25 protein-coding genes are annotated in these 23,890 nt (G+C 54.5%); 20 read left to right on the top strand and 5 right to left on the bottom strand.

What is annotated here, in order from left to right; all coding sequences use genetic code 11:
• The first annotated feature begins 63 nt into the window (after nt 1–63).
• From LG290_RS08840 to LG290_RS08830, 3 genes are all read left to right on the top strand, one after another.
• Nucleotides 64–783: a Crp/Fnr family transcriptional regulator gene (locus LG290_RS08840; protein WP_499834519.1), complete on the top strand. Its 720-nt coding sequence runs from the start codon at nt 64–66 to the stop codon at nt 781–783.
• A 300-nt stretch (nt 784–1,083) separates the two neighbouring features.
• On the top strand, nt 1,084–2,673 hold the full coding sequence (locus LG290_RS08835; RefSeq protein ID WP_499834518.1) for a peptide chain release factor 3: 1,590 nt from the start codon (nt 1,084–1,086) through the stop codon (nt 2,671–2,673).
• Between the two features lie 34 nt (nt 2,674–2,707).
• Nucleotides 2,708–3,493, top strand: coding sequence for a TatD family hydrolase (locus tag LG290_RS08830; protein WP_499834517.1), 786 nt, complete (start codon nt 2,708–2,710; stop codon nt 3,491–3,493).
• Between the two features lie 43 nt (nt 3,494–3,536).
• Here the strand turns inward: LG290_RS08830 and LG290_RS08825 are convergent, their stop codons facing one another.
• From LG290_RS08825 to ygfZ, 3 genes are all read right to left on the bottom strand, one after another.
• Nucleotides 3,537–4,217 (bottom strand): RES family NAD+ phosphorylase, encoded by a 681-nt coding sequence (locus tag LG290_RS08825; protein WP_499834516.1) that lies wholly within the window; start codon nt 4,215–4,217, stop codon nt 3,537–3,539.
• Complete coding sequence (locus LG290_RS08820) at nt 4,214–4,615, bottom strand: antitoxin Xre/MbcA/ParS toxin-binding domain-containing protein (protein ID WP_499834515.1); 402 nt, start codon at nt 4,613–4,615, stop codon at nt 4,214–4,216. Before LG290_RS08820 ends, LG290_RS08825 begins: the two co-directional genes overlap by 4 nt.
• Before the next feature lie 107 nt (nt 4,616–4,722).
• Entirely contained in the window at nt 4,723–5,694 is a 972-nt protein-coding gene (gene ygfZ / locus LG290_RS08815; RefSeq protein WP_499834514.1) for a CAF17-like 4Fe-4S cluster assembly/insertion protein YgfZ, read from the bottom strand.
• A gap of 169 nt (nt 5,695–5,863) precedes the next feature.
• On the opposite strand from ygfZ, the gene LG290_RS08810 reads away from it, so the two are divergent.
• The 6 genes from LG290_RS08810 (at nt 5,864) to LG290_RS08785 (ending at nt 12,817) form a co-directional block, all read left to right on the top strand.
• Nucleotides 5,864–6,061, top strand: a complete 198-nt coding sequence (locus LG290_RS08810; protein WP_499834513.1) for a hypothetical protein — start codon at nt 5,864–5,866, stop codon at nt 6,059–6,061.
• Entirely contained in the window at nt 6,061–6,468 is a 408-nt protein-coding gene (locus LG290_RS08805) for an OsmC family protein (RefSeq protein WP_499834512.1), read from the top strand. Before LG290_RS08810 ends, LG290_RS08805 begins: the two co-directional genes overlap by 1 nt.
• A 52-nt stretch (nt 6,469–6,520) precedes the next feature.
• The gene (gene uvrB / locus LG290_RS08800) at nt 6,521–8,542 is read left to right on the top strand and encodes an excinuclease ABC subunit UvrB (protein ID WP_499834511.1); all 2,022 of its coding nucleotides are present in this window, start codon (nt 6,521–6,523) and stop codon (nt 8,540–8,542) included.
• Nucleotides 8,543–8,737: 195 nt separating this feature from the next.
• Nucleotides 8,738–10,243: a fumarate hydratase gene (locus LG290_RS08795; protein ID WP_499834510.1), complete on the top strand. Its 1,506-nt coding sequence runs from the start codon at nt 8,738–8,740 to the stop codon at nt 10,241–10,243.
• Between the two features lie 157 nt (nt 10,244–10,400).
• Nucleotides 10,401–11,822 carry a cardiolipin synthase gene (cls, locus tag LG290_RS08790; RefSeq protein WP_499834509.1) on the top strand — a complete coding sequence of 474 codons (1,422 nt, stop codon included), beginning with the start codon at nt 10,401–10,403 and terminating at the stop codon, nt 11,820–11,822.
• 77 nt (nt 11,823–11,899) lie between these two features.
• The gene (locus LG290_RS08785; protein ID WP_160418591.1) at nt 11,900–12,817 is read left to right on the top strand and encodes a LysR substrate-binding domain-containing protein; all 918 of its coding nucleotides are present in this window, start codon (nt 11,900–11,902) and stop codon (nt 12,815–12,817) included.
• Nucleotides 12,818–12,838: 21 nt separating this feature from the next.
• Here the strand turns inward: LG290_RS08785 and LG290_RS08780 are convergent, their stop codons facing one another.
• On the bottom strand, nt 12,839–13,933 hold the full coding sequence (locus LG290_RS08780; protein WP_160418590.1) for a bifunctional nicotinamide-nucleotide adenylyltransferase/Nudix hydroxylase: 1,095 nt from the start codon (nt 13,931–13,933) through the stop codon (nt 12,839–12,841).
• Between the two features lie 117 nt (nt 13,934–14,050).
• Between LG290_RS08780 and LG290_RS08775 the strand changes: the two genes are divergently transcribed.
• Both LG290_RS08775 and yccX read left to right on the top strand, forming a co-directional pair.
• A complete protein-coding gene (locus tag LG290_RS08775; RefSeq protein WP_499834508.1) occupies nt 14,051–14,950 on the top strand; it encodes a YihY/virulence factor BrkB family protein in 900 nt (299 codons plus the stop codon).
• A gap of 50 nt (nt 14,951–15,000) precedes the next feature.
• Nucleotides 15,001–15,306 (top strand): acylphosphatase, encoded by a 306-nt coding sequence (gene yccX / locus LG290_RS08770; protein WP_160418588.1) that lies wholly within the window; start codon nt 15,001–15,003, stop codon nt 15,304–15,306.
• Here the strand turns inward: yccX and LG290_RS08765 are convergent.
• Entirely contained in the window at nt 15,303–16,247 is a 945-nt protein-coding gene (locus tag LG290_RS08765; RefSeq protein ID WP_499834507.1) for a D-2-hydroxyacid dehydrogenase, read from the bottom strand. The genes yccX and LG290_RS08765 overlap by 4 nt on opposite strands.
• A gap of 185 nt (nt 16,248–16,432) precedes the next feature.
• Between LG290_RS08765 and LG290_RS08760 the strand changes: the two genes are divergently transcribed.
• The 9 genes from LG290_RS08760 to tolA all read left to right on the top strand — a co-directional run bounded on the left by LG290_RS08760 (nt 16,433) and on the right by tolA (nt 23,791).
• On the top strand, nt 16,433–16,762 hold the full coding sequence (locus LG290_RS08760) for an FmdB family zinc ribbon protein (protein WP_499834506.1): 330 nt from the start codon (nt 16,433–16,435) through the stop codon (nt 16,760–16,762).
• A 66-nt stretch (nt 16,763–16,828) separates the two neighbouring features.
• Nucleotides 16,829–18,610: an aspartate--tRNA ligase gene (aspS, locus tag LG290_RS08755; protein ID WP_499834505.1), complete on the top strand. Its 1,782-nt coding sequence runs from the start codon at nt 16,829–16,831 to the stop codon at nt 18,608–18,610.
• A 100-nt stretch (nt 18,611–18,710) separates the two neighbouring features.
• Nucleotides 18,711–19,241, top strand: coding sequence for a crossover junction endodeoxyribonuclease RuvC (gene ruvC, locus LG290_RS08750; protein ID WP_499834504.1), 531 nt, complete (start codon nt 18,711–18,713; stop codon nt 19,239–19,241).
• 90 nt (nt 19,242–19,331) lie between these two features.
• Nucleotides 19,332–19,940, top strand: a complete 609-nt coding sequence (gene ruvA / locus LG290_RS08745) for a Holliday junction branch migration protein RuvA (protein WP_160418584.1) — start codon at nt 19,332–19,334, stop codon at nt 19,938–19,940.
• A 31-nt stretch (nt 19,941–19,971) separates the two neighbouring features.
• The gene (ruvB, locus tag LG290_RS08740) at nt 19,972–21,009 is read left to right on the top strand and encodes a Holliday junction branch migration DNA helicase RuvB (protein WP_160418583.1); all 1,038 of its coding nucleotides are present in this window, start codon (nt 19,972–19,974) and stop codon (nt 21,007–21,009) included.
• Nucleotides 21,006–21,422, top strand: a complete 417-nt coding sequence (ybgC, locus tag LG290_RS08735) for a tol-pal system-associated acyl-CoA thioesterase (RefSeq protein WP_499834503.1) — start codon at nt 21,006–21,008, stop codon at nt 21,420–21,422. Before ruvB ends, ybgC begins: the two co-directional genes overlap by 4 nt.
• A gap of 112 nt (nt 21,423–21,534) precedes the next feature.
• Nucleotides 21,535–22,224, top strand: a complete 690-nt coding sequence (gene tolQ, locus LG290_RS08730; RefSeq protein WP_160418581.1) for a protein TolQ — start codon at nt 21,535–21,537, stop codon at nt 22,222–22,224.
• A 12-nt stretch (nt 22,225–22,236) separates the two neighbouring features.
• Entirely contained in the window at nt 22,237–22,674 is a 438-nt protein-coding gene (tolR, locus tag LG290_RS08725) for a protein TolR (protein ID WP_160418580.1), read from the top strand.
• On the top strand, nt 22,667–23,791 hold the full coding sequence (gene tolA / locus LG290_RS08720; protein ID WP_499834502.1) for a cell envelope integrity protein TolA: 1,125 nt from the start codon (nt 22,667–22,669) through the stop codon (nt 23,789–23,791). The genes tolR and tolA overlap by 8 nt, the downstream gene beginning before the upstream one ends.
• The last annotated feature ends 99 nt before the right edge of the window (nt 23,792–23,890 follow it).

Genomic DNA, 23,890 nt, shown 5'->3' with positions numbered 1-23,890 from the left:
TCACACTAACTTTATCTATATAAGCGGTAGCTATAAACCAAAACCAAACAGAGGAGAGAGGCAGTGATTGAGCCACTAATTAATAAGCTGAGTTACTACATGACTCTCTCCAACGAAGAAAAACAGTTGCTGATGAATGCGGCTACCCAAATCTTTCATGTGGACAAAGGTGAGATCATCATCGAAGAGGGCGAGCGACCTGAGTACGTCTACCTCATAGAAAAGGGATGGGCATGTCGCTACAAACTTCTGAAAAACGGAGAGGTGCACATCATGGCCTACCTGATCCCGGGAGATCCATGCGATGTGCACATCACCATCCTTGAGGTGATGGATCACTCGATACGTGCGCTTACGCCAATGACACTGCGCAAGTTTCCAGCAGATGAAATGCGTAACATCATGGAAAATCATCATCGCCTGGCGCGAGCGCTTTTCTGGTCCATCCTAGTGGATGAAGCCGTTTTGCGAGAATGGTTGGTCAACATGGGGACTCGGCCGGCCGCGGCACGACTGGCGCATGTCTTTTGTGAAATGCTGATACGTTCACAGATTGCCGGCTGTGCTGAAGATAACAGTTTTGAGTTTCCACTGACCCAGGCGGAACTCGGCGAGTCGATGGGGCTAACACCGGTACATACCAACCGGGCTCTTCAAAAGCTGCGCCATGAGGGCTTGGTGTCGCTGGAAAAGAAACGTTTGACGATTCTCGACTGGGAGCGATTGAAGCAATTTTCGCAATTCGACCCGATTTACCTGCATTGCCAGAACCTGCCTCGATGAGCTTTTCTAATGCACAAAAAGCAATACTATTGTTGCACTGAAACGGAGCGTAGGTGACCCCCCAAACAGTTCGATATCCAGCAAATCGAATCCATGATGCTCGGTCCGGCAATGTGCTTAGCGGGGCTGAAAGAGGGTGGGTGGTGCTTCTTTGCGTGAAGGTTTCTTCGAAGTTCTCTCTTATCTCATGCGTAGCACCCAATGGGCTGCGGCGGTACAATGCCTTCATTAACGTAAGCGTCTAGCCGTGTAAATTGCAAAGCAAGTACAAGGCTGAGTACAAATTACTGAAGAGGCAAGATGACAGACACCAATTTGGCCCGCCAGACCGCGCTTCGGCGCACCTTTGCCATCATTTCGCACCCGGATGCGGGCAAGACCACTATCACTGAAAAGATGCTGTTGTTCGGCAATGCCATCCAATTGGCCGGTTCGGTGAAGAGCAAGCGCAACGACCGTCACGCCACCTCCGACTGGATGAAAATGGAGCAGGAGCGCGGCATCTCGGTGACAACCTCGGTGATGCAGTTCCCCTATGGGGGGCGCATGGTCAACCTGCTGGATACGCCGGGGCACGAAGACTTCTCGGAAGATACCTACCGCACTCTGACCGCGGTGGACTCAGCGCTGATGGTGATAGACTGCGCCAAGGGTGTCGAGGCACGTACCATCAAACTGATGGAAGTGTGTCGCTTGCGCACCACGCCGATCCTTACCTTCATCAACAAGATGGACCGTGAGACGCGCGACCCCATAGAGGTGATGGACGAAGTCGAAGAAGTGCTCAATATTCAGTGTGCACCGATGACTTGGCCGATCGGCATGGGGCGTGCATTCAAAGGTGTCTATCACCTTTATAATGATGTGATTCATCTCTATACCCAAGGGCAGGGCAGCCGAATTCCCGAGGACCGGCGTATCGAAGGGTTGGACAACCCTGAGGTGGATGCCGTGCTCGGCGAAGACCAGGCGGAAGAGCTGCGCATGGAAGTGGAACTGGTGCGTGGCGCCGCTCATCGCTTCGATCACGATGCCTACCTGCGTGGCGACCTGAGCCCGGTGTATTTCGGTACCGCCATGGGTAACTTCGGGGTGCGTGAAATGCTCGATGGCTTTGTCGAGTATGCACCGGCACCTCAGCCCCATGAGACCGATGTGCGTGTCGTCGAGCCCGATGATGAGCGCTTCACCGGGTTTGTGTTCAAGATTCAGGCCAACATGGATCCCAATCACCGCGACCGCATTGCCTTCCTACGGGTCTGCTCGGGCAAATACGACAAGAACATGAAGATGCGCCATGTGCGAATCAAGAAGGACGTCAAGATCGCCGATGCTCTGACCTTCATGGCGTCCGATCGTGCCCATGTTGAAGAAGCCTGGCCCGGCGATATTATCGGCCTGCATAACCATGGCACGATCCAGATCGGCGATACCTTTACCGTCGGCGAAGACATGCGCTTTACCGGTATTCCGCACTTTGCCCCTGAATTGTTCAAGCGTGTGCGGTTGAAAGATCCGCTCAAGATGAAAGCGCTGCACAAGGGCCTGCAACAGCTTTCCGAAGAAGGGGCGACGCAGGTCTTCATGCCGATAGATAATAACGACCTGATACTGGGCGCGGTCGGTACGCTGCAGTTCGATGTGGTGGCCCATCGGCTGAAAGAAGAATACAAGGTCGATTGTTTGTATGAAGGCATCAACGTCAATACTGCTCGTTGGGTGTATAGCGAGGATGCCAAGAAGCTTGAGGAATTCAAGCGCAAGGCGAGTACCAACCTGGCCATCGACGGTGGCGGCTACCTGACCTACATTGCTCCTACAAGGGTCAATTTGCAGATGACTCAGGAACGTTGGCCGGAAATCCGCTTCCAGCCGACGCGGGAGCATTAAGCAAGCGTAAGCCAGAGAGCAAAGGAGCGCGGAAATGATCGATGCCCACTGCCACCTGGATTTTCCCGATTTCGATAGCGACCGTGAGACGATGTTCGAAAGGGCGAAAGCGGCGGGAGTAGTGCATTTCATGGTACCTGGCACCACTAGGGCGCGTTGGGAGAAAGTGCTGGCATTGGGCAAGCGAGACGATGTCAGCATAAGTCTCGGATTACACCCTTATTTCATGGAGGAACACCGGAATGAGGATATCGAGGCGCTGGAACATGCTTTGGATAAGCATCTCGAAGGTCTGGCGCCTGAGGTTGTCGCGATAGGTGAGTGCGGAATCGATGCGCGTTTCAAGGAGAGCTGGGACGCGCAATGGAAGTATTTCAATGCCCAGTTACGCATCGCCAAGGACCGTGACCTGCCGGTTGTGATTCACTGCGTGCATGCCAATGACCAGGTGGGAAAACGCCTGCGCGAGCTGAAACTCCCCGCCGGAGGGCTGATTCACGCCTTTGCCGGGTCGCCCGAGCAGGCAGCCAAGTTTGTGGACCTGGGGTTTGTGCTGGGGTTAGGGGGTGCTACCACCTATGAGCGCGCCAAACGCCTGCATCGAGCGGTGAAATCGCTTCCCGACGACGCCTATGTGCTGGAAACCGATAGCCCCGATATGCCGCTTTGCGGCTATCAAGGTAAGCGTAACGAGCCGGCACGGGTGGCCAAGGTGTGTCGGGCCGTCGCCGAGCTCAGAGGCCAGACGGTAGAGGAAGTGGCCAGTACTGCCACGACGACCACGAAAAAACTGTTTCGCCTTCAGGGGTTTGCTGATTGAACGCTTTTGCTTTTGCCCACTCAGCCCGTTGTTTGGTGCTCGTTCAGCCAAGAATCGTCAGCTCGAAAACATTGCGTATGCATTTCCCGTCCCACTCGTAGCCCAGATGCCGGCCCTGCCAGGTGGCGGAAAGAACCGGGGGGCGTAGCACGGCGGCACAGGTCCCGCCTGTGTCTCGCACACTTGGGTAGAGAATCCCGTCATGCCGGTCTTCCCGTGCCTGGCGGCCGAATGCCTGTGCAGCTGACCAGTCGTCGGGAGCCAACAGCGGTTGAGCGTCTACTGCATCATGCAGGTCGAGCAAATTGCCTGACAGGTTGGAAAGATAGACACGCTGCTGCAGCATCATGGGAGGCTCGCAAGATTCCCGCATGAAATGCTCGGCGTGATAACGGGTTTCCGCAATGGCCGTGGTTTCCGTCGAGGCACAGTAATAAGCCCCGAAAGTACCATCCGTGAACCGCGAGCCAGTCATGGGGAAATGACAAAATGCCGCCATCACCGGTGTCCAACCCTGGCCGTAGCGACGGTCTTTCTCGCGTACTAGGTGGATGGCTCCAGCTTCTTCGCGCAGTCGCGCTGAGGTCTCGCCTTCCAGCTCGTTGAGCAATACCCAGTCGTCAGGCGAGTCGTTGACCGACTCGAACAAGTCGATGGGAGGAAAGCGTGAGGCAATGATGCGGTAGCTGGGATGCCACTTGACCGCTCTCAGCGCAAAGCTCATGCATGGCCCCCACCGCGCGCTGCATCCAGGTGCTGGCGCACGATGTAAAGATCGGATACCTGGCCATTGAGCAGACGTTCGATAGGTGTGTGGTCCGCAAAGAGGGGATTGTGGTTGGGACGCTGTAGCCAGGTGTCGGCAGCTTGTTGATTGGGCAGCAAGATGTGCAGTGCTTTGTAAATACCCAGAATCAGCGACACGCGTTCAAGATGATTGACATCGAGCCGTGCGCTTTGAGGGTCGTTTTTCCAACGGCGGTAAGTGGAGTCAGGGACACCTAACAGAATGGCTGCCTCGTGCTCCTTGAGCCCCCAAGCCTTGGAAATGCCGGGGTAGGTGCGCATGGCCGCCGCCGCCATTCCCTTGCGTTTATCTGTGCTCATTTGTTGTAGAGACATGACCGAACCCTCCTCATCCATGAGGAAAGAATAGTTCAAATGAGCGACGATGTAAAAGTTACGTTCATTTGGTGGTTTTTAAAAGTACTTGTCAGGGTGAAGAGTAGTTATTCGTGAGCCACCAGCGTTTCCGGGTCGAGGCGTTCGATCGGGTAGGGCAAGGCAAGCAAGCTAACTGGATAGCCTTCAACGTTCAGAGAAAGCTCTTCTATCGCATTGGTGGCCAGTACGGCCAGGAACTCGATATTACCTTGAGCATCCGCTGCCGTGACCACAGCCTCGCCACGTGATTTACCTGCTTCATCGTATACAGGCGTACCCGGCTCGATAGAGGTGTTCGTGGTCACTTTGGCCCGGGCCAAGCGTTTTTTGACCTGACCACGAAAGTGCGCTCGAGCGACTACTTCCTGGCCCATGTAGCAGCCTTTCTTGAAACTGATGCCCCCAAGAGCTTCCCAATTGAGCATTTGTGGCAGGAACTGATCCTGCTGTGCTGAGGTGACCCAGGCAATACCGGCCTGGATATCCAGTAGCTTCCAAGGACTTTCATCTTGGGAAACACTCGCTTGGGGGATGGCGTCCAAAGTGGCTATACCAGTTTGAGGGATACAGGCCAGCCAGCGCGGTTGGGGACCAGGGTGGCGTAGCAATTGAGCATCCTGTGAAGCGGACTGCGCCTGATGCCAGGAAATGTCAGGTAGCGACGCTTCGAGTGCTTGAGCCATTTGATGTCCGGCATGTTCACCGATCACGCCGATAAGAGAAATTTCTTGCGCAATGCGTAACTCCACTTTGTAGAAAGCGGCGAATTTCTTTAAATGGGCGAGTAAAGAATCCAGCAAATCATGGGAAAGCATCAGGCGATAATGATCTTCTGCCACTTTCCATAGCTGCGCATTTGCCAGTACCCGGCCCTTGGCGGTGCAAAAGCAGGTCAGGGGAGCGAAGTTACCGTTGGCATGAGCCACTTGGGCGCTTGTCTGCCCTTGGAGCAGCGTTTCGGCGCCCTTTCCTTTGAGCTCCAGAATGCCCAGATGGGAAAGGGAGACAAAGTCAGGCGGTGCGAGGGGATCAGACATGTACAAAAACTCCGAGTGATCATTGGCCATTCATCAGCACCTGAAAGGCAATCAAAAGGCGGCGAAATAGGCTGTTATCTCTCAAATGAGGGCATGAGCGGCTAATTGCAAGGCATTGGACCCGTGCTAGACTCGGCGGTGCTTTTGCCAGTCTTGCACAGGAGGCGTGATGACGCATTACTCGTTGAGTTTTAACGGCGTAGAAACAACCGAGCAGGTCAACCGTATTACCACGGTATTGATGATGCTCGATGGGGTGGAGAGCGTCGAAGTTGGCCGTCATGGTGCAGAAGTAGAAGGCCGGGTGAAACCTCAGGCACTGATTGAGGCGATCAAATCTCTCAAACTAGGAATAGAGGTAACCTGATGCGCGTGCCGATTGAAATCATCAGCGAACGTAACCATGTTTTTCGCCAACGTGTGGAACTTGAGGGCCTGGAAGACCTCTATGCGGATGTACCTCAAGCATTCGGTGGTGAGGGAAGCGCCCCCGATCCGCATGATTACTTCGATATTGCCCTGGGAACCTGTAAGGCAATCACCGTGCAGATGTATGCCAAGCGCAAACGATGGCCGCTTGAAGGCATTAGCGTCAAGGTCAAACGTGATGACAGCCAGGAAACCAAGGGGCTTTATAAGCTGGATGTGGAGCTTTTCTTGCATGGCATTGAAGACCCGGATCAGCGCGCCAAGCTGGAAGACATCAGCCATCGCTGTCCCATTCAACGCCTGATGACACAAGCTGCCGTAGAAATAACCACTCGAGCAGTCTAGATTTTTATACCGTTATTTTAATACCAAACACACTTTTCATAAAGGAGCCGGAATGAGCAAAGCGTTTCGTCTGCAATCGAAATTCCAGCCTGCAGGTGATCAGCCCAATGCTATCAGCAGCCTGGTCAGCGGGTTGGAGGCGGGGCTTGCCCACCAGACGTTGCTGGGGGTAACCGGCTCGGGCAAAACCTTTACCATGGCCAATGTCGTCGAACGCTTGCAGCGTCCGACCATCGTCATGGCGCCCAACAAGACCCTTGCCGCTCAACTGTACGGTGAGTTCAAGTCGTTTTTCCCGGATAACGCCGTAGAGTATTTCGTCTCCTACTACGACTACTATCAGCCTGAAGCCTATGTGCCTTCCTCGGATACTTTTATCGAAAAGGACGCTTCGATCAACGATCACATCGAGCAGATGCGCCTTTCCGCCACCAAGGCACTGTTGGAGCGGCGGGATGCGTTGATCGTGGTGTCGGTCTCGGCGATCTATGGTCTGGGTGACCCCGATCAGTACCTGAAGATGCGCTTGCATTTCAGCCGGGGTGAGTTGATTGATCAGCGTGCTTTCCTGCGCCGCTTGGCGGAATTGCAGTACACACGCAATGACATGGATTTTCGCCGAGGCACCTACCGGGTGCGTGGCGATGTAATTGATATCTTCCCCGCTGATGCCGAGGAAGAAGCTGTGCGGGTAGAGCTTTTCGATAATGAAATCGACTCGATCCGGTTATTCGATCCCCTGACCGGCGAAGTACGGGGCCATGTGCCACGCATGACCGTCTATCCGAAATCTCACTACGTTACGCCGCGCGAAACCATTCTCGAGGCTATCGAGTCGATCAAGGCCGAGTTGGTGGAACGGCTCGACTGGCTGCGCAACCATGACCGTCTGGTGGAAGCCCAGCGGCTTGAACAACGCACTCTGTACGACATCGAAATGATGCTGGAATTGGGCTATTGCAACGGCATTGAAAACTACTCGCGCTATCTTTCCGGGCGCACGCCGGGCGATCCGCCACCCACCTTTTTCGACTATCTGCCGGATGATGCGCTGCTATTCATCGATGAATCGCATGTCAGCGTTCCCCAGGTAGGCGGGATGTACAAGGGCGATCGTTCGCGCAAGGAAACCCTGGTCGAGTATGGCTTTCGCTTACCTTCGGCACTGGATAACCGTCCGATGAAGTTCGAGGAATGGGAGTCGATCTGTCCTCAGGCAATATTCGTCTCGGCGACGCCGGGTAAATATGAAGCGGAACACGCAGGCCAAGTGGTTGAGCAGGTAGTGCGTCCCACCGGTTTGCTCGACCCGGAAATCGAAGTACGGCCGGCCAGCACCCAAGTGGATGACCTCTTGTCCCAGATAGGGTTGCGCACGGCGGTAGGCGAGCGCGTACTGGTGACCACCCTGACCAAGCGTATGTCGGAAGACCTGACCGAATACCTGGACGAGCATGGCATACGGGTACGCTACCTGCATTCGGACATCGATACCGTGGAACGGGTCGAAATCATTCGAGACTTGCGTCTGGGCAAGTTCGATGTGCTGGTAGGCATCAACTTGTTGCGGGAAGGCCTGGATATCCCCGAAGTTTCACTGGTAGCGATTCTGGATGCCGACAAGGAAGGGTTTCTGCGCTCGGAACGCTCCTTGATCCAGACCATCGGCCGGGCAGCGCGGAATTCTCAAGGAAAAGCAATTCTGTACGGTGATCGGATCACCGATTCCATGCGCCGAGCGATGGACGAAACCGAGCGCCGGCGTGCCAAGCAGATCGAACATAACCTGGAACATGGCATTACGCCCACCACGGTGACGCGTTCGGTGGCCGACATCCTGGAATCGGCGCAAACACCGGGCAAGAAGGGGAGCCGGCGTAAAGATGAGCGTAAGGTAGCGGAAAAAGCAGGGGCGTACGATATTGCATCGATGCATGCGCCTGAGCTAAAAACTGCGATCAACAAACTCGAAGATGAGATGTTCGAAGCGGCGCATAACCTGGAGTTTGAGGAAGCGGCGCGTTTGCGTGATCAACTGCATCAACTCAAGGAGCGCCAGCTAGCGTTGGGTTGATGGTCGACAAAAAGAGAAGCTTGCTGCGAATATTTATACCGTTATATTAATCAATAACTTCGACTAAAAGAATCTTCATGAACAGGGACGAGACTGCCGTCCCATTGGGCGATACGTTATACTCGTCACCACGATTATAACGCTTGTGCTAGTTGATATTGGAGCACAGGACGATAACCCGGGAGCTTCTTGTTCATGACCGTGATCCATCAGGACGACTTGATTCAAAGTGTCGCCGACGCCTTGCAGTATATTTCCTATTACCATCCCAAAGACTTCATCGATGCCATGGCGGCTGCCTATGAGCGGGAAGAAAACCCGGCGGCAAAAGATGCCATCGCGCAGATTCTGATCAACTCGCGGATGTGCGCAATGGGGCACCGGCCGATTTGCCAGGACACCGGCATCGTCACCGTTTTCGTGCATGTGGGTATGAATGTGCGTTGGGAAACGGAAATGAGCCTAGACGACATGATCAACGAGGGCGTGCGCCGCGCCTACAAGTTACCGGATAACGTCCTGCGTGCCTCCGTTCTCGCCGACCCGGACGGCAAGCGCGAAAATACCAAGGACAACACGCCGGCCATCATTCATCACAAGATTGTACCGGGCGATACCGTCGAGGTTCATGTGGCGGCCAAGGGCGGTGGCAGTGAAGCCAAGTCCAAGTTCGCGATGCTCAATCCTTCAGATAGCGTGGTTGATTGGGTCATGGAACAGTTGCCCAAGATGGGCGCCGGCTGGTGTCCGCCGGGTATGCTGGGTATCGGCATTGGCGGTACTGCCGAAAAAGCCATGCAGATCGCCAAGGAAGCGCTACTCGACCCGATCGACATTCAAGACCTTCAAGCCCGGGGGGCGAGCAATCGTACCGAAGAGCTACGTCTCGAGCTGTTCGACAAGGTTAACAAGAGTGGTATTGGCGCGCAGGGCCTGGGGGGCTTGACCACAGTGCTGGATATCAAGGTCAAGGATTACCCGACCCATGCGGCCAACAAACCGGTGGCGATTATTCCCAATTGCGCGGCCACGCGACACGCCCATTTTACTTTGGACGGTTCCGGTGCCGCTTCATTGCCGGTGCCCAAACTGGAAGACTGGCCGGAAATTACCCGAGAAGCAGGAGAGAACGTCAAGCGCGTCAATCTGGACAGCGTGACACCGGAAGAGGTCAAGACCTGGCAGCCCGGCGATACCCTCCTGCTTAACGGTAAGTTGCTTACCGGGCGCGATGCGGCGCACAAGCGCATGGTCGACATGATCGCCAAGGGCGAACCCTTGCCGGTCGACATGAAAGGGCGTTTCATCTATTACGTGGGTCCGGTGGACCCCGTGAGAGATGAAGTGGTCGGCCCCGCAGGCCCCACTACGGCCACTCGCATGGACAAGTTCACCCGTACCATGCTGGAAGAAACCGGCTTGCTGGGCATGGTCGGCAAAGCGGAGCGCGGCCAGACGGCAATTGATGCCATTCGCGACAATGAAGCCGTCTATCTGATGGCGGTAGGCGGCTCCGCGTACCTGGTCGCCCAAGCGATCAAGAAATCCCGAGTGGTCGGATTTGAAGACCTGGGCATGGAGGCAATTTATGAGTTCGAGGTCGAAGACATGCCGGTGACCGTGGCGGTAGATAGCCAAGGCACCTCCGTGCACCAGACCGGCCCGGCCAAATGGAAGGAAATCATTGCACAGACCGCCTGAGGCAATAAACTCTGTTTATTAACCCGCCCTAATAACCAGAATGAATGACAAAGGCCCCGCCAAGAGCGGGGCCTTTGTGTAACTAAAGCTGATATAATCGAGCCTCGATTGTTCGAGGCATGACGCCTTATATTTTGAACGTTTACGTGGAGTTGCCATGACATCCTGGTTATTGGGGATGGGCATCATGCTGGTCTACCTGCTGGGCATTTTTTCCGCCTTGCTGGCCTTGATGTCGAGCCGCACGTCTCAAGGTGCTATTGCCTGGATTATTTCCTTGCTGACCATTCCTTACGTGGCAGTACCGGCATATTGGTTTTTTGGACGACCGCGTTTTTATGGCTATGTATCGGCACGCGGTGAGCGCGATACCATTCTGCGCCGTGTCCTGACACGCTACCGCAAGCATTCGACTCCCTACTTGGGATCTTCTACACATAGTCCTGCCATAAGCGTCGTTGAGCAATTGGCCATGATGCCTCTGACACGCGGCAACCGGGCGGAGTTATTGATTGATGGAGATGCCACCTTCGCCAGCCTGTTCAGTGGTATCGATAATGCTCAGGATTATGTCCTGTTGCAGTTTTTTATCGTGCGTGATGATGCTTTGGGGCTCAAACTCAAGCGCCATTTACAGAAAGCTGCCGAGCGTGGCGTAAGAGTTTATTTTCTCTACGACGAGGTCGGTAGTCATAAACTCAACGAAAGTTATCTGCGTGACCTGTCAGCCGCCGGAGTGGAAGTCAGTTCCTTCCGGTCATCGCGGGGCTTCAAGCACCGTTTTCAGCTGAATTTTCGCAACCACCGCAAGATTGCCGTCATGGATGGCCGGCAGGGGTGGCTGGGAGGTTTCAATGTGGGCGTCGAATACCTGGGACAGCATCACCGCCATGGAGCCTGGCGTGACACTCACCTTAAGCTGGAAGGGCCCAGTGTGCTCGGCTTGCAAGAAGCCTTCTGGGAGGATTGGCATTGGGCGAGAGGAGAGGTCATCAGCCTGGCTTGGCAGCCTAAATCGATCTGCGCAGAGAACCAGGATGTGGTGATCGTCCCCTCAGGACCGGCGGACCCGCAGGAAACCGCCAGTCTGCTGGTACAGCATGCTATTCATAGCGCGCGAACTAGCTTCTGGGTGACAAGTCCCTATTTTGTTCCTGACCAAGGCGTGCAGGATGCGTTACGTCTTGCCGCCATGCGAGGTGTCGATGTTCGAGTGATGATGCCGGAACGCCCAGATCATCTACTGATATTTCTGTCTGCCTTCGCCTTTCTCCCGGATATGTTACGTGCAGGTGTAAAAATATACCGTTATCTCCCAGGGTTCATGCATCAAAAAGTTATGTTAATTGATAATGAAATTGCCACAATAGGCACAATTAATCTGGATAATCGTTCATTCAGACTTAATTTTGAAATTACAGCTTTTATCCCTGATTCAAAATTTGCAAGCCAGGTACATTCAATGCTGGAAGAAGATTTTGCTCAATGCCGTGAGGTAAAAATCGAAGAGATGAATGCAAGACCCTTGTGGAAACACTTGATTTCACGAGCTGCCTATCTATTGGCTCCAGTTTTATGAAAACATTTTTCTAGCCGGCATTGAAGCGCAGCATTGACGGTAATACTTATTAAACATATAGGTGGCAGGAGTCTACGTTGAATCTTGAAACGAAATGGCTGGAAGATTTCGTCACATTAGCCAGTACCCGAAGCTTTTCGGCATCCGCTCGTCAACGTCATGTTACCCAGCCGGCTTTCAGTCGGCGTATTCGAGCCCTAGAACAGGCGGTAGGCGTAACCTTGGTAGATCGTTCCACCACGCCGGTAGATTTAACCTCCGAAGGCCAATTGTTTCTGGTAACAGCTCGCAACCTGGTGGAGCAGCTCAATGAATCACTGGGCCATTTGCGTGGGCTATCCATCGCCAACGAAGCCCTGGATATCGTGGCGGCACATTCATTGGCATTGAGCTTCTATCCCCCCTGGATTTCACGTTTACAAAAAGGGCTAGGGGAGTTACCGACACGCCTTGCTGCCATGAATGTGGGTGAGGCCATCCATGTATTACGTGAGGGCAATTGCGATCTCATGCTGGCATATTACGACCCTTTTGCCACCATGCAGCTAGATGCAGAGGTTTTCCCCTCATTTTCAATCGGTAAAGTGAATATGTTGCCGGTCACCTTGCCGGATTCCGAAGGCAAGCCTCTTTTTGCCTTTAATCAAGACGAGTCTTTGCCGTACCTGTCTTATACGCAAGGCGCTTTCCTGGGGCGCAGTGTACGTATGTTGTTGAAAAATGACCCATTGCGCATGAAGTTACGTACTGTGTATGAAACTGCCATGGCTGAAGGATTGAAAGGCATGGTACTTCAAGGGATTGGCGTAGCTTGGATCCCCGATTTCTGTATTCGAGAAGAATTGAACAGCGGGCGACTTGTCCGTGCCGGTGATGAAAAATGGGACATTCCCCTGGAAATCCGTCTATATCGCTGTTCTTTGGTGCATAAACCCGGTGTGGAAAAATTATGGCGGCAAATGATGCGTTTACCACGTGATTTTCTCGAAGCTTGATAGCCAGTTCCTGATAACCAGTTATGGGCTGCCAAGATCGGCCGGCAGGCCAAGAAAGTTTTGAATAATGAAAAAGTGATCTTCGAACAGACTGTCTGGCTCAAGATCTGCCAAAGCCACCCAGCGAGCATGGTCGCCTCCCTTGACGGGTTTTAGTCGGGGAAGTTGTTGTTCAGGACGAAGTGCGAAGTAAAAGGCTTCTGCCAGGGTCCGGCCCCGCCAACTACGATGGGGTTCATCAAAAAGACGCTGGCCACGCAAGGAGCCTTTCAGCACTGGCTCAGGCACTTTCAAGCGTAAACGCTCCCGTAACTCTCTCAGGCATGCATCCAACAGGCGCTCATGAGGGTTGATAAATCCTCCGGGAAGAGCAAACAAGCCTTTGCCGGGTGCAGCTGTGCGGCGCACCAGCAATACATGACCGGATTGCACTACAACGGCGTTCACGGTAACGAAAATAGGTGGGTAGGGTGCTTGTGCCCAAGCTTTCCTATACTGATCGAGCAACTGCTGTTCTTCGAGTAACTGATGGTATACCTCGCCTTGACAGAACTGTGCCACGCGGTCGACAACGCCCGGTGGTAAATCATGCGAAGCACCGGTGCTCAAGTAGTCGTTTGATGCATCCGGTGAGCGGAACAATCGCTCGCGGATCTGGCTCGCCGAAATACCGTCAACCAGCGGCACACTGACCGATTCCCACTGCGGAAACAGCGATAAATAGTAACTGGACTGTCCACGGCTGGCCCCGATGAGTCCTATGCGAGGCAAGCGTGCATGGGTCGGGGAGGCGATATCGCGCACCTTGCGCTGAACATCCCTTACCCACACGTCATCATTGTAAAGGGCGTCCAGCAGAGGGGCGATTTCAAGACGTTCGTTTTCAGCTTCATCAAAGCCGGTGCGCAACATTGCCTGCCGCTCCTCGAATCGCCATGGATTGCGCAATGAGCGAGCCTGCCAGGCAGAGCCCACCAGTACGATTACCTGGCGAGCCTGTTTCAATGCTTCGCGTATCACTGCCAAGTGTCCCAGATGAGGAGGCTGAAAGCGTCCAATGAACACCAGGCAATCGAATTCAGGAGCCGCGGGCAATGTGAGTGACTCTAGAGGCATCCTGGCTTCCCTATGAATACTGAGTGGACGAATAGTAAATGGACGAACTCGCAACGGATAAGTAGTGTATCGAAAATAATTGCTACCAGCAGAATGTCTTTAGGGAGTGAAGCAAAAATGATCAAGGATACCGTCAAATTCTGGAGTCAAGTCTTTCAAGATGCTGTCTCTTTGTGGCTCGAGCGTAATGCATTCAGTTACGCCGGTTCTTTGGCCTTCTACACCTTATTCTCGTTGGCCCCCACGATAATTATTGCCGTCACGGTAATTGGTGTTGTCTTGGGCGAAGACGCCGCTCAAGGACAAATTGTCTCCCAGTTACAGGGAACATTAGGGACTGATGCTGCCATGGCTATCGAACAGGCCGTGGCACAATCCAGAATCGAGGAATCAGGACTGTTGCCCACTTTACTAGGGGTTCTCGCCTTGTTGGTAGGGGCGACCACAGTATTTGCTCAGATGCAGTTTTCATTGAATACCATCTGGGGAGTGACCGCCAAACCCACTTCTAATAGTTTGTTCATCTTTCTCAAGACTCGATTGTTGTCATTGACGGTGGTGTTGTCTATCGGTTTTATCTTGCTGGTATCGCTTGTGGTAGGGGTGGTGTTACGCAGCATGTTAAACGTCGCCGACAACCTTTTGCCCTATGCGGGCCTGCTGACAACGGCGTTGGAGTCGCTTATTTCATTGGCCATGGTGACGTTGCTTTTCGCTGCGATTTTCAAGGTGTTGCCGGATGTCGTGCTGAGCTGGCAGGATGTCTTTATAGGGGCGTTAGTGACCGCAGTGCTCTTCACTATCGGCAGAAACCTGATTGCAGTTTATCTTGCCTATACTGCTACCGCTTCTACTTATGGGGCGGCAGGTTCTGTGGTCATGATTTTGCTGTGGGTTTATTACTCGTCGCTTATTCTACTTTTCGGAGCTGCATTCACCCGTTCATTGCTGTTGCGACGCGGGCGTAAATTGATCCCACGCAATACTGCCGTGGCGGTGAGGCGGGAATTTTTTTAAACGCTTTACCACTACTTGATCTTCACAAGGACCAGAAAAGGAAGTCATTCATGAGTCAGTCAAGTGCCAATTCGTCAAGAACAGAACAGTGCTGTACCCGTGCTTGGGTGACGGGCAAGGTGCAGGGCGTCTGGTTTCGCAATGCGACACAGGAACAAGCACTGCAACGTGGCATTACGGGTTACGCCAAGAACCTGCCCGATGGTCGAGTTGAGGTACTGATGTGTGGCCAACCCGGGGCAGTGCGTGAACTGAGTGAATGGCTATGGCAAGGGCCGGAAAAAGCCCATGTGACTCATGTGGAATTCGAGGTTCTTGAAGCCACTCATGTGCCGGATCATTTTTCGACCCGTTAAGTTGTTTGCGTTTGCCAGGCGTGAATATTGTCAGCGGTCAGATTGACAATATTCTGACGGGCTTCCGGGGTGATCCAGGCGTTATGCGGGGTCACCACCAGATTAAGTGATTCATGCAAGGCATCCAGCAGCGGATGGCCCTCTTTTGGGGGTTCGGTTGGGAGCACATCGACCCCGAGCCCACCCAGCTTGCCTGCGCGCAAGGCGTCCAGTGCGGCCAATTCATCAATGACGCCGCCTCGAGCACAGTTGATCAGCAGTAGTTCGGGTTTGGCCTTGGCCAATCGCTCGGCATTGATCAGGTGGCGTGTATCCTCATTCAGTGGACAGTGCAGGCTGATGACATCCGCCTCGGGCAGCAAATCATCCAACGATGAACGTGAGTCGCCGGTTTCATTGCCGGGCCGAGCCGCAAAAGTGACTTTCATGCCAAAAGCTTCGGCAAGGCGCGCCACCTCAGATCCCAGCTCACCTTGGCCGACAATAACCAGCTGTTTACCCGCCAGCTGCAGGGTGGGGTGGTCCTGAAGACAGAAGAACGGACTTGTTTGCCATTTGCCCTGGACGAGGTCTTGCTGGTAGCGCGGCAAGCGATTGGCCAGCGTCAATATCAGCATCAAGGTATGTTGGGACACGCTGGCGGTGCCATAAGCAGCGACGTTCATGACCTGAATGCCTTGTTGTCGGGCGGCATCGAGATCAATGTTGTTAAGGCCTGTGGCTAATACGCAAATCAGCTTGAGGCGTGGCAGCATCGCCAAGGTTTTCGCATCGAGGACTACCTTGTTGACGAGCGCGATGTCTACACTTTTTAGCCGCTCCTGGGCCTGCTCGGAGGTGCTTTGTTCGTGCACGTCCAGATGATCGACACAACGCTCTATAACCGACAGGTCGATTCCCGGTCCCAGGCTTTGAGCATCCAGCAAAACGGCATTAGGCATCAGATATCTCCATTTCGTGCCGACAAGCTGACGGGCCTTGCTCGGCAGGGGTCACAAAAGGGTATAATGTCCGGCTTTGACGGCAGGCTTGGAGTTTTGGTCCCGGCCCGCCACCTAGGGCATTTGGGTTGGGCTTATGCCCGCCATTGTCCTGTATGGGGTGAGCTTTCTCAGGAGTGATCAACATGCCCATCTATGAATATGAGTGCAAGGCCTGTGGTCAGCGGTTGGAAAAACTACAGAAGATCAGCGCGGACCCCTTGACCGAATGTCCTGCCTGCGCACGTGAAGAGCTTGTACGCCTGGTATCGGCGGCAGGGTTTCGCCTGGCTGGCGGCGGCTGGTATGAAACCGATTTCAAGACCGGCAGCAAGAAAAATCTTGTCGCAGGTGGAGAGGGCGATAAAAAGGCGCCGGCTACCCAAAGCAGTGATGTGAAAAGTGATGCCAAGACAAGCGCTACACAGAAAAGCGATACCAGCGGTAACCCCAAACACAAGGGCAGCGCGGCCTGACCGCGAATGCCAGGGTCGTAAGGCCCGTTACTCTCTTTATAGCCACGCAACAGAACAGGATTTGACATGCGCAGCCATTATTGCGGCCAGCTGAACGAGACTTTGGTGGACCAGACGGTCACCGTATGCGGATGGGTACATCGCCGCCGTGACCACGGTGGGGTGATTTTCCTCGATATGCGAGACCGTGATGGTATCGCCCAGTTCGTGGTCGACCCGGACACCGCCGAGGCTTTCGCTAATGCCGACCGCGCACGTAATGAATACGTGCTGCGCATTACCGGGCACGTACGCCTGCGTCCAGAAGGCACCCAGAATGACACCATGCCCACCGGCTTGATCGAGGTATTGGCCAAGGAAGTGGAGGTGCTCAATACCGCTGCTACCCCGCCGTTCCAGCTCGATGAGCATGGCAAGGTGGGTGAAGAAGTTCGCTTGAAATATCGCTATATCGATCTGCGCCGCCCGGAGATGATCGAAAAACTGCGCCTGCGTTCACGCATTTCTCACAATGTGCGGGCGTTTCTGGAAAACCAGGGTTTTCTGGACATTGAAACACCGGTATTGACCCGTGCCACTCCCGAAGGGGCACGTGATTATCTGGTGCCGAGCCGTACCCATGCAGGCAGCTTCTTTGCTTTGCCGCAATCTCCTCAGCTGTTCAAGCAACTGCTGATGGTGGCGGGGTTTGATCGCTACTACCAGATTGCCAAGTGTTTTCGTGACGAAGATCTACGTGCCGACCGTCAGCCGGAATTCACCCAGATCGACATCGAAGCATCGTTTGTGGAAGAAGACGATATCATGGGCATCACCGAAGCCATGATTCGTCAGCTGTTCCAGGATGTTCTCAGTGTCGAGCTGCCGGAATTTCCGCGCATGACATGGGCGGAAGCGATGAACCGTTTCGGCTCCGACAAGCCGGACCTGCGCATTCCGCTCGAGTTGACCGATATCGACGACCTGATGCAACAGGTGGATTTCAAGGTCTTTTCCGGCCCGGCAAAGGCGGAAGACGGCCGTGTGGCGGCATTGAAAGTCACTGGCGGCGCCAAGCTTTCACGCAAGGAAATCGACGAATATACCAAGTTCGTGGGTATCTACGGCGCCAAGGGCCTGGCCTGGATCAAGGTCAATGAACGTGCCAAGGGCCTGGACGGCTTGCAGTCACCCATCGTCAAGTTCATGGAAAATGTGGTCGAAGAACTGCTCGACCGCGTCGATGCTGAAGACGGCGACATCATCTTCTTTGGTGCCGACAAGGCACGCATCGTCAATGAAGCAATCGGTGCGCTACGGGTCAAGCTGGGTGCCGACCTTGAGCTTTACACCCAGGAATGGGCGCCGCTGTGGGTGGTTGATTTCCCCATGTTCGAAGCCGATAACACGGGGCGCCTGAGCCCCTTGCATCACCCCTTTACCGCGCCTTCCTGTAGCCCGGAAGCCTTGAAGACCGACCCTGCCAGTGCTCTGTCTCGCGCCTACGACATGGTGCTCAATGGTACGGAGTTGGGTGGTGGTTCGATCCGTATCCACGACCAGGCCATGCAAAACACAGTTTTCGAGATTCTAGGAATCGGCGAAGAAGAAGCCCAAGAGAAATTCGGCTTCCTGCTCGATGCATTGCAGTATGGTGCACCCCCGCACGGTGGTTTGGCCTTCGGTCTGGATCGCTTGGTGATGCTGATGGCCGGCGCACGTACCATTCGTGAAGTCATCGCTTTCCCCAAGACCCAGAGTGCGGCGTGCCTGATGACGGATGCGCCGGGCGAGGTCAGTGGCGACCAGCTCAAGGAGCTCAGCATTCGGTTGCGCCAGAAAGCCAAGGCTGAAGCCGTCAGCGAATGATAACCTGTTAGATACGGGTTGGATGAATGATTAATGACGTAACACCGACGCCCAAGGGCGTCGGTGTTTTTGATTGAGAAAGAAAAAACCGGGGAACCACATGCGGATTCTGGGAATTGACCCGGGTTCTAGAATTACCGGCTACGGCGTCATTGACCTGGTTCAGGTCAAGCCGCATTACGTGGCCAGCGGCTGTGTACGCACCCGTGATGAGGCGCTTGAACAACGCTTGGCGCAGATTTACGCGGGAATCAGTGAGTTGATTGCCTTGCATCGTCCCGATGTCGTGGCGGTAGAGCGCGTTTTTATGTCAAAAAACGCCGATTCAGCGCTCAAACTCGGACAGGCGCGGGGAGCAGCCATAGTGTGCATTGCCAACCATGGCTTGCCGATGGCGGAATATGCACCTCGCCAGATCAAGCAGGCGGTTACCGGTCAGGGAGGTGCTGCCAAGGTGCAGGTGCAGCATATGGTCACCGCCGTATTGCGCTTGAGCGCCACGCCTCAGGAAGATGCTGCCGATGCGTTAGCGGCAGCGCTGACCTATGCCTATTCGCAAAGTGGTTATGTGAGTGTCGAGGCCGTCGGGAGTCGTCGAAAAACCAGCAGTTGGCGCCAATTCACGCCTTGAGAAGACGATGATCGAGTACTGGTCACTTGTACATGGGCGCTTTATAGTAAGCCCTCGGATTCTTCTTTTTCTGCCTGTAGCGAGTTTGTCATGATTGGACGTCTACGCGGCCATTTGCTGGAAAAACACCCTCCCTGGTTGGTAGTGGATGTCGACGGTGTGGGTTACGAGGTGGAAGCCTCGATGACTACGCTGGTGGCACTGCCGGTCGTGGGAGACCCCGTTTCCTTGTATACCCATTTGACGGTAAGAGACGACGCCCATTTGCTTTACGGTTTCCTGCGCGAGCAAGAGCGAGCACTGTTTCGTGCCTTGATAAAGGTCAATGGTGTCGGTCCCAAGCTGGCCCTGGCCATTCTTTCAGGAATGGATGAAGACGCCTTCATGCGCTGCGTACGTGACGACGACAGCAAGGCATTGACCCGCTTGCCGGGCGTCGGCAAGAAAACCGCCGAGCGACTGGTCATCGAGATGCGTGACCGCTTCCCACACTGGCAGGTATCCAACGACGGCAGCTTGCCGCTGGAAGCCACCGCCGGGGTACATGCAACACGAGACGGCCTTGCCGATGCTGAAGCGGCGTTGATAAGCCTGGGTTACAAGCCTACCGAAGCGGCGAAAATGCTTGCAGACCTTGACCGCCATCAGTCCACCGAAGCCTTGATCAAGGCGGCGCTGAGTAACCGCATGGCCGGCTAGGCGATGCCTCGCCGCAAACAGAGATGGAATTATGTTGGAACACGACCGGCTGATCGCCGCGGAAAGAGAGCCGGGGGAAGGGCGTTTCGATCATGCGATTCGTCCCAAGCGCCTGGTGGATTACATCGGCCAGCCTCGCGTGCGCGAGCAATTGGAAATTTTTATCGGGGCCGCGCGTAAACGTCAGGAAAGCCTCGACCACACCTTGGTGTTCGGTCCTCCTGGGTTGGGCAAGACCACCTTGGCTAATATCATTGCCGCCGAAATGGGGGTGGGTCTCAAGTCCACTTCTGGACCGGTACTGGAACGGGCCGGGGATCTGGCGGCAATGCTGACCAACCTGGAGCCCGGTGATGTGTTATTCATTGATGAAATTCACCGCCTTTCCCCGGTGGTGGAAGAAGTATTGTACCCCGCCATGGAGGATTTCCAACTCGATATCATGATCGGTGAAGGCCCTGCGGCACGCTCGATTAAACTGGATTTACCCCAGTTTACCTTGGTGGGGGCCACCACCCGAGCAGGGCTTTTGACCTCACCGCTGCGTGATCGCTTCGGTATCGTTCAACGGCTGGAATTCTATAATCTGGAGGAGCTTACCGAGATTGTGGGGCGCTCGGCACGTTTGCTTGAGGTTGAAACCAGCCATCAGGGAGGCATAGAAATAGCGCGGCGCTCTCGTGGTACGCCGCGGATTGCCAATCGTCTGCTCCGCCGGGTACGTGATTATGCACAGATCAAAGGCAGCGGCCATATTGATACGGCAATTGCCGATGCAGCCCTGAACATGCTCAATGTGGATCATCATGGTCTGGATCACATGGATCGTCGGTTACTGCTGGCAATGATCGAAAAATTCGATGGTGGGCCGGTGGGCGTTGATTCCCTGTCGGCGGCTATCGGTGAAGAGCGCGATACCATCGAGGATGTCATCGAGCCGTACCTGATTCAGCAAGGAATGATGATGCGAACGGCGCGTGGGCGAGTCGTGACTCGGCAGGCATGGCAACATTTCCAGCTGACGCCTCATGAAGATGCCGCTGATGTTGAAGGGGAAGTGCGGCCATGAGTCAGTCAGCGCACCATTTCCATTTTCCTGTTCGGGTGTATATCGAAGATACTGACGCCGGTGGTATCGTCTACTACGTTAATTACCTGAAATTCATGGAGCGCGCTCGTAGCGAATGGCTTCGCTATCACGGCTTAAATCAAAGTGTTCTTCTCGAGAATGACACGCAGCTGGTGGTACACCAATTGAATTGCCAGTATCGTCGTCCAGCACAGCTGGATGATGCATTGACGATCACAGCAAGAATCGAAAATCATCAGCCCTGTCGTATGACGTTTCAGCAGGAAGTGTTACGCGACGAGGAACTTCTCTGCGTCGCAACAGTCGAGATAGCCTGCTTGAGCGCCAAACGATTGCGCCCCAAGGCATGGCCTTCCACCATGCAGGCTGTGTTGTCCAGCAATGTTGTTTAATGACGATATTGTACAATGACGCTGCCAACCAACTGTCGTAGCTGAGCATTAGTGCCCAAGCATATTTTCCACGCCGGCGGAACCGCCGGCGCTTTGATTGATGAGGATATTCGTGAACGATAACGGCATGTCGATACCCCACCTGATCATGAGCGCAAGCACCGTTGTGCAAGTTGTCATGCTGCTGCTACTGGTGGGGTCAGTTCTTTCCTGGGTGGTAATTTTTCAGCGCAGCCTGGCGTTAAGCAAAGCCAAACGCGAATACGCCGACTTCGAAGAAACCTTTTGGTCCGGAGTCGATCTCAATGAACTCTACCGTGATATTCCCGACGAAGAGCCGCGTAGTGGTGCCGAGCATATTTTCAAGGCCGGTTTTCGAGAGTTCAATCGCCTGTTACCCAAGACACGCAACCCGCAGGCCGTGCTTGAAGGGGTTCAACGCAGCATGCGAGTTGCCTGGTCGCGGGAAGAGGATCGCCTGAGCCGGCACCTTGTTTTCCTGGCAACGGTAGCATCCGCCAGTCCCTATATAGGTCTATTCGGTACCGTATGGGGGATCATGGGTGCATTCCAGTCGCTTTCACTTTCCCAGCAGGCCACGCTGGCCACTGTCGCTCCTTGGATTGCCGAAGCGCTTATCGCCACCGCCATGGGGCTTTTTGCCGCTATTCCTGCGGTTATTTTCTATAACCGACTGTCCAGTGAAGCCACTCGCCTGTTGGGAAGATACGAGGCCTTTGCCGAAGAATTCTACGCCATACTGCATCGTAACGTGCAGGGGCGTGACACCACGTCGGGCTAAGGGAGTCATATCATGCAAGGACCCTTCAATCGTAACCATCGGCGCAAACCGATGGCGGAAATCAACGTAGTTCCGTTCATTGATGTCATGCTGGTATTGCTGGTGATTTTCATGATTACCGCGCCCATGTTGACCCAAGGTGTCCAGGTCGATCTACCTCAAGTTTCCTCGGAACCTATCGAAGCGCTGGAAGACAACGAGCCGATTCTCATTTCCGTTGATCGGGAGGGAAATTACCACCTCTCCTTGGGAGACGAGTCCTCGGAGGTGTCGCTGGATGAGATGGCTCAGCGTGTGATGGCGATACTCCAGCGTCGTCCTGGAGCGCCGGTCATGCTTCGCGGAGACCGCAACGTGGCCTATGGGGAAATTGTGGTGTTGATGAGCACACTGCAACGTTCGGGTGTCGCCAATGTGGGGTTGATTTCCGAGCCACCTCAGGATGGCTGAAGAGGTTGAAAACAGCGTGAAAAAAGGCTTCAAACCACATGATAATCAAGATGTCGGCTATGTCCTCCCTACGCTTTTGGCGGTGGGGGTACATTTGCTGGTGTTGGCGATAAGTATGATCAGTTTGCCTGCTTCGAACCCTGAATCCGAAACGTCTTCGGTGGTTCAGGCGACGCTGGTGAGTACTGAAACTTTCACTGACCAGGCACAGCAAGTCTCTGAGCAGCAGGCAGCGCTTAACGCCCAGCAAGCAACCGAACAAGAGGCCGAGACTCAAGCGGAACAGCAGCGCCAACGTGCTCAGGCCGAAGAGGCGGCCGCCCAGGAAGCCGAGCAGCAAGCCGCGCAAGATAGTCAGCGTGAAGCGGAGCGAGAGGCGGCTCTCCTGTCAGCCGAGCAAGAAGCTCAACGCCGAGCCGAGCAGGCACAGCAACAAGCGCAACAACGCGAAGAAGAAGCGGCCGTGCGTGCCGAGGAAGTCGAAGCTCAGCGTCAACGCGAAGCCGAGACTCAACAGCAACGCGAAGCTGAGGCTAAGCAGGAACGAGAAGCTGAAGAACAGCGGCGCCGGGAGGAAGAAGCTCAGCGCCAACGGGAAGCTGAGGCCCAAGAGCAGCGCGAAGCCGAAGAACAGCGACGCAAAGAGGAGGAGGCCGAGCGTCAGCGTGAAGCCGAAGCCCAGCAGCAGCGTGAAGCTGAAGAACAGCGACGCCGGGAAGAAGAAGCTCAGCAACAGCGCGAAGCCGCTGAAGCCGCCGAGCAGGCCATGCAGCGCCAGTTGGCAGGAGAGGCGGAAGCTGCCGCCAATGCCCAACAGGCACAGCAGGCGGCCAACAGTTTCACTACCATTGTTCGTCGAGCGGTGGAACAGGCTTGGTTGATTCCGCCCGGAGCGAGCGATTCGCTGGATGCTATGCTGGAAATCAGACTTGGCCCATCGGGTGAGATCCTGAATATTTCCATCGTGCGTTCCAGTGGCGATACGACGTTTGATCGTTCTGCGATACAGGCGGTCGAACATGCAGCACCTTTTGGCGAGTTGCGTGATATGCCTAGCGAATATCAACGCGACTTGCGACAGTTCAATTTGCGGTTTACCCCGGGGGATGTTCGCTGATGCAAATGTTGACTAAAACAGGCTTGTGGAAGGGGACATGGTCAGCACTATGGTTGGCTTCGTTACTTTCGAAGAGCACCATCCTGATAAGTGCCCTCC

The organism is Halomonas sediminis, from assembly GCF_044871105.1.
GTDB classification, from domain to species: domain Bacteria; phylum Pseudomonadota; class Gammaproteobacteria; order Pseudomonadales; family Halomonadaceae; genus Vreelandella; species Vreelandella zhuhanensis.
Note: the sequence above shows the minus strand (reverse complement) of the source record. Positions and strands in the feature narration are given on the sequence as shown.

Excerpts from the sequence above, each read along its gene's own strand:
- LG290_RS08830 (WP_499834517.1), top strand. The coding sequence starts at position 2,708 with ATGATCGATGCCCACTGCCACCTGGATTTTCCCGATTTCGATAGCGAC.
- LG290_RS08835 (WP_499834518.1), top strand. The coding sequence starts at position 1,084 with ATGACAGACACCAATTTGGCCCGCCAGACCGCGCTTCGGCGCACCTTT.
- cls (WP_499834509.1), top strand. The coding sequence starts at position 10,401 with ATGACATCCTGGTTATTGGGGATGGGCATCATGCTGGTCTACCTGCTG.
- LG290_RS08765 (WP_499834507.1), bottom strand. The coding sequence starts at position 16,247 with ATGCCTAATGCCGTTTTGCTGGATGCTCAAAGCCTGGGACCGGGAATC.
- tolR (WP_160418580.1), top strand. The coding sequence starts at position 22,237 with ATGCAAGGACCCTTCAATCGTAACCATCGGCGCAAACCGATGGCGGAA.
- aspS (WP_499834505.1), top strand. The coding sequence starts at position 16,829 with ATGCGCAGCCATTATTGCGGCCAGCTGAACGAGACTTTGGTGGACCAG.
- ruvA (WP_160418584.1), top strand. The coding sequence starts at position 19,332 with ATGATTGGACGTCTACGCGGCCATTTGCTGGAAAAACACCCTCCCTGG.
- LG290_RS08760 (WP_499834506.1), top strand. The coding sequence starts at position 16,433 with ATGCCCATCTATGAATATGAGTGCAAGGCCTGTGGTCAGCGGTTGGAA.
- LG290_RS08810 (WP_499834513.1), top strand. The coding sequence starts at position 5,864 with ATGACGCATTACTCGTTGAGTTTTAACGGCGTAGAAACAACCGAGCAG.
- ruvB (WP_160418583.1), top strand. The coding sequence starts at position 19,972 with ATGTTGGAACACGACCGGCTGATCGCCGCGGAAAGAGAGCCGGGGGAA.
- ruvC (WP_499834504.1), top strand. The coding sequence starts at position 18,711 with ATGCGGATTCTGGGAATTGACCCGGGTTCTAGAATTACCGGCTACGGC.
- LG290_RS08780 (WP_160418590.1), bottom strand. The coding sequence starts at position 13,933 with ATGCCTCTAGAGTCACTCACATTGCCCGCGGCTCCTGAATTCGATTGC.
- LG290_RS08825 (WP_499834516.1), bottom strand. The coding sequence starts at position 4,217 with ATGAGCTTTGCGCTGAGAGCGGTCAAGTGGCATCCCAGCTACCGCATC.
- ybgC (WP_499834503.1), top strand. The coding sequence starts at position 21,006 with ATGAGTCAGTCAGCGCACCATTTCCATTTTCCTGTTCGGGTGTATATC.
- LG290_RS08820 (WP_499834515.1), bottom strand. The coding sequence starts at position 4,615 with ATGTCTCTACAACAAATGAGCACAGATAAACGCAAGGGAATGGCGGCG.
- yccX (WP_160418588.1), top strand. The coding sequence starts at position 15,001 with ATGAGTCAGTCAAGTGCCAATTCGTCAAGAACAGAACAGTGCTGTACC.
- LG290_RS08795 (WP_499834510.1), top strand. The coding sequence starts at position 8,738 with ATGACCGTGATCCATCAGGACGACTTGATTCAAAGTGTCGCCGACGCC.
- ygfZ (WP_499834514.1), bottom strand. The coding sequence starts at position 5,694 with ATGTCTGATCCCCTCGCACCGCCTGACTTTGTCTCCCTTTCCCATCTG.
- LG290_RS08775 (WP_499834508.1), top strand. The coding sequence starts at position 14,051 with ATGATCAAGGATACCGTCAAATTCTGGAGTCAAGTCTTTCAAGATGCT.
- LG290_RS08805 (WP_499834512.1), top strand. The coding sequence starts at position 6,061 with ATGCGCGTGCCGATTGAAATCATCAGCGAACGTAACCATGTTTTTCGC.
- uvrB (WP_499834511.1), top strand. The coding sequence starts at position 6,521 with ATGAGCAAAGCGTTTCGTCTGCAATCGAAATTCCAGCCTGCAGGTGAT.
- tolA (WP_499834502.1), top strand. The coding sequence starts at position 22,667 with ATGGCTGAAGAGGTTGAAAACAGCGTGAAAAAAGGCTTCAAACCACAT.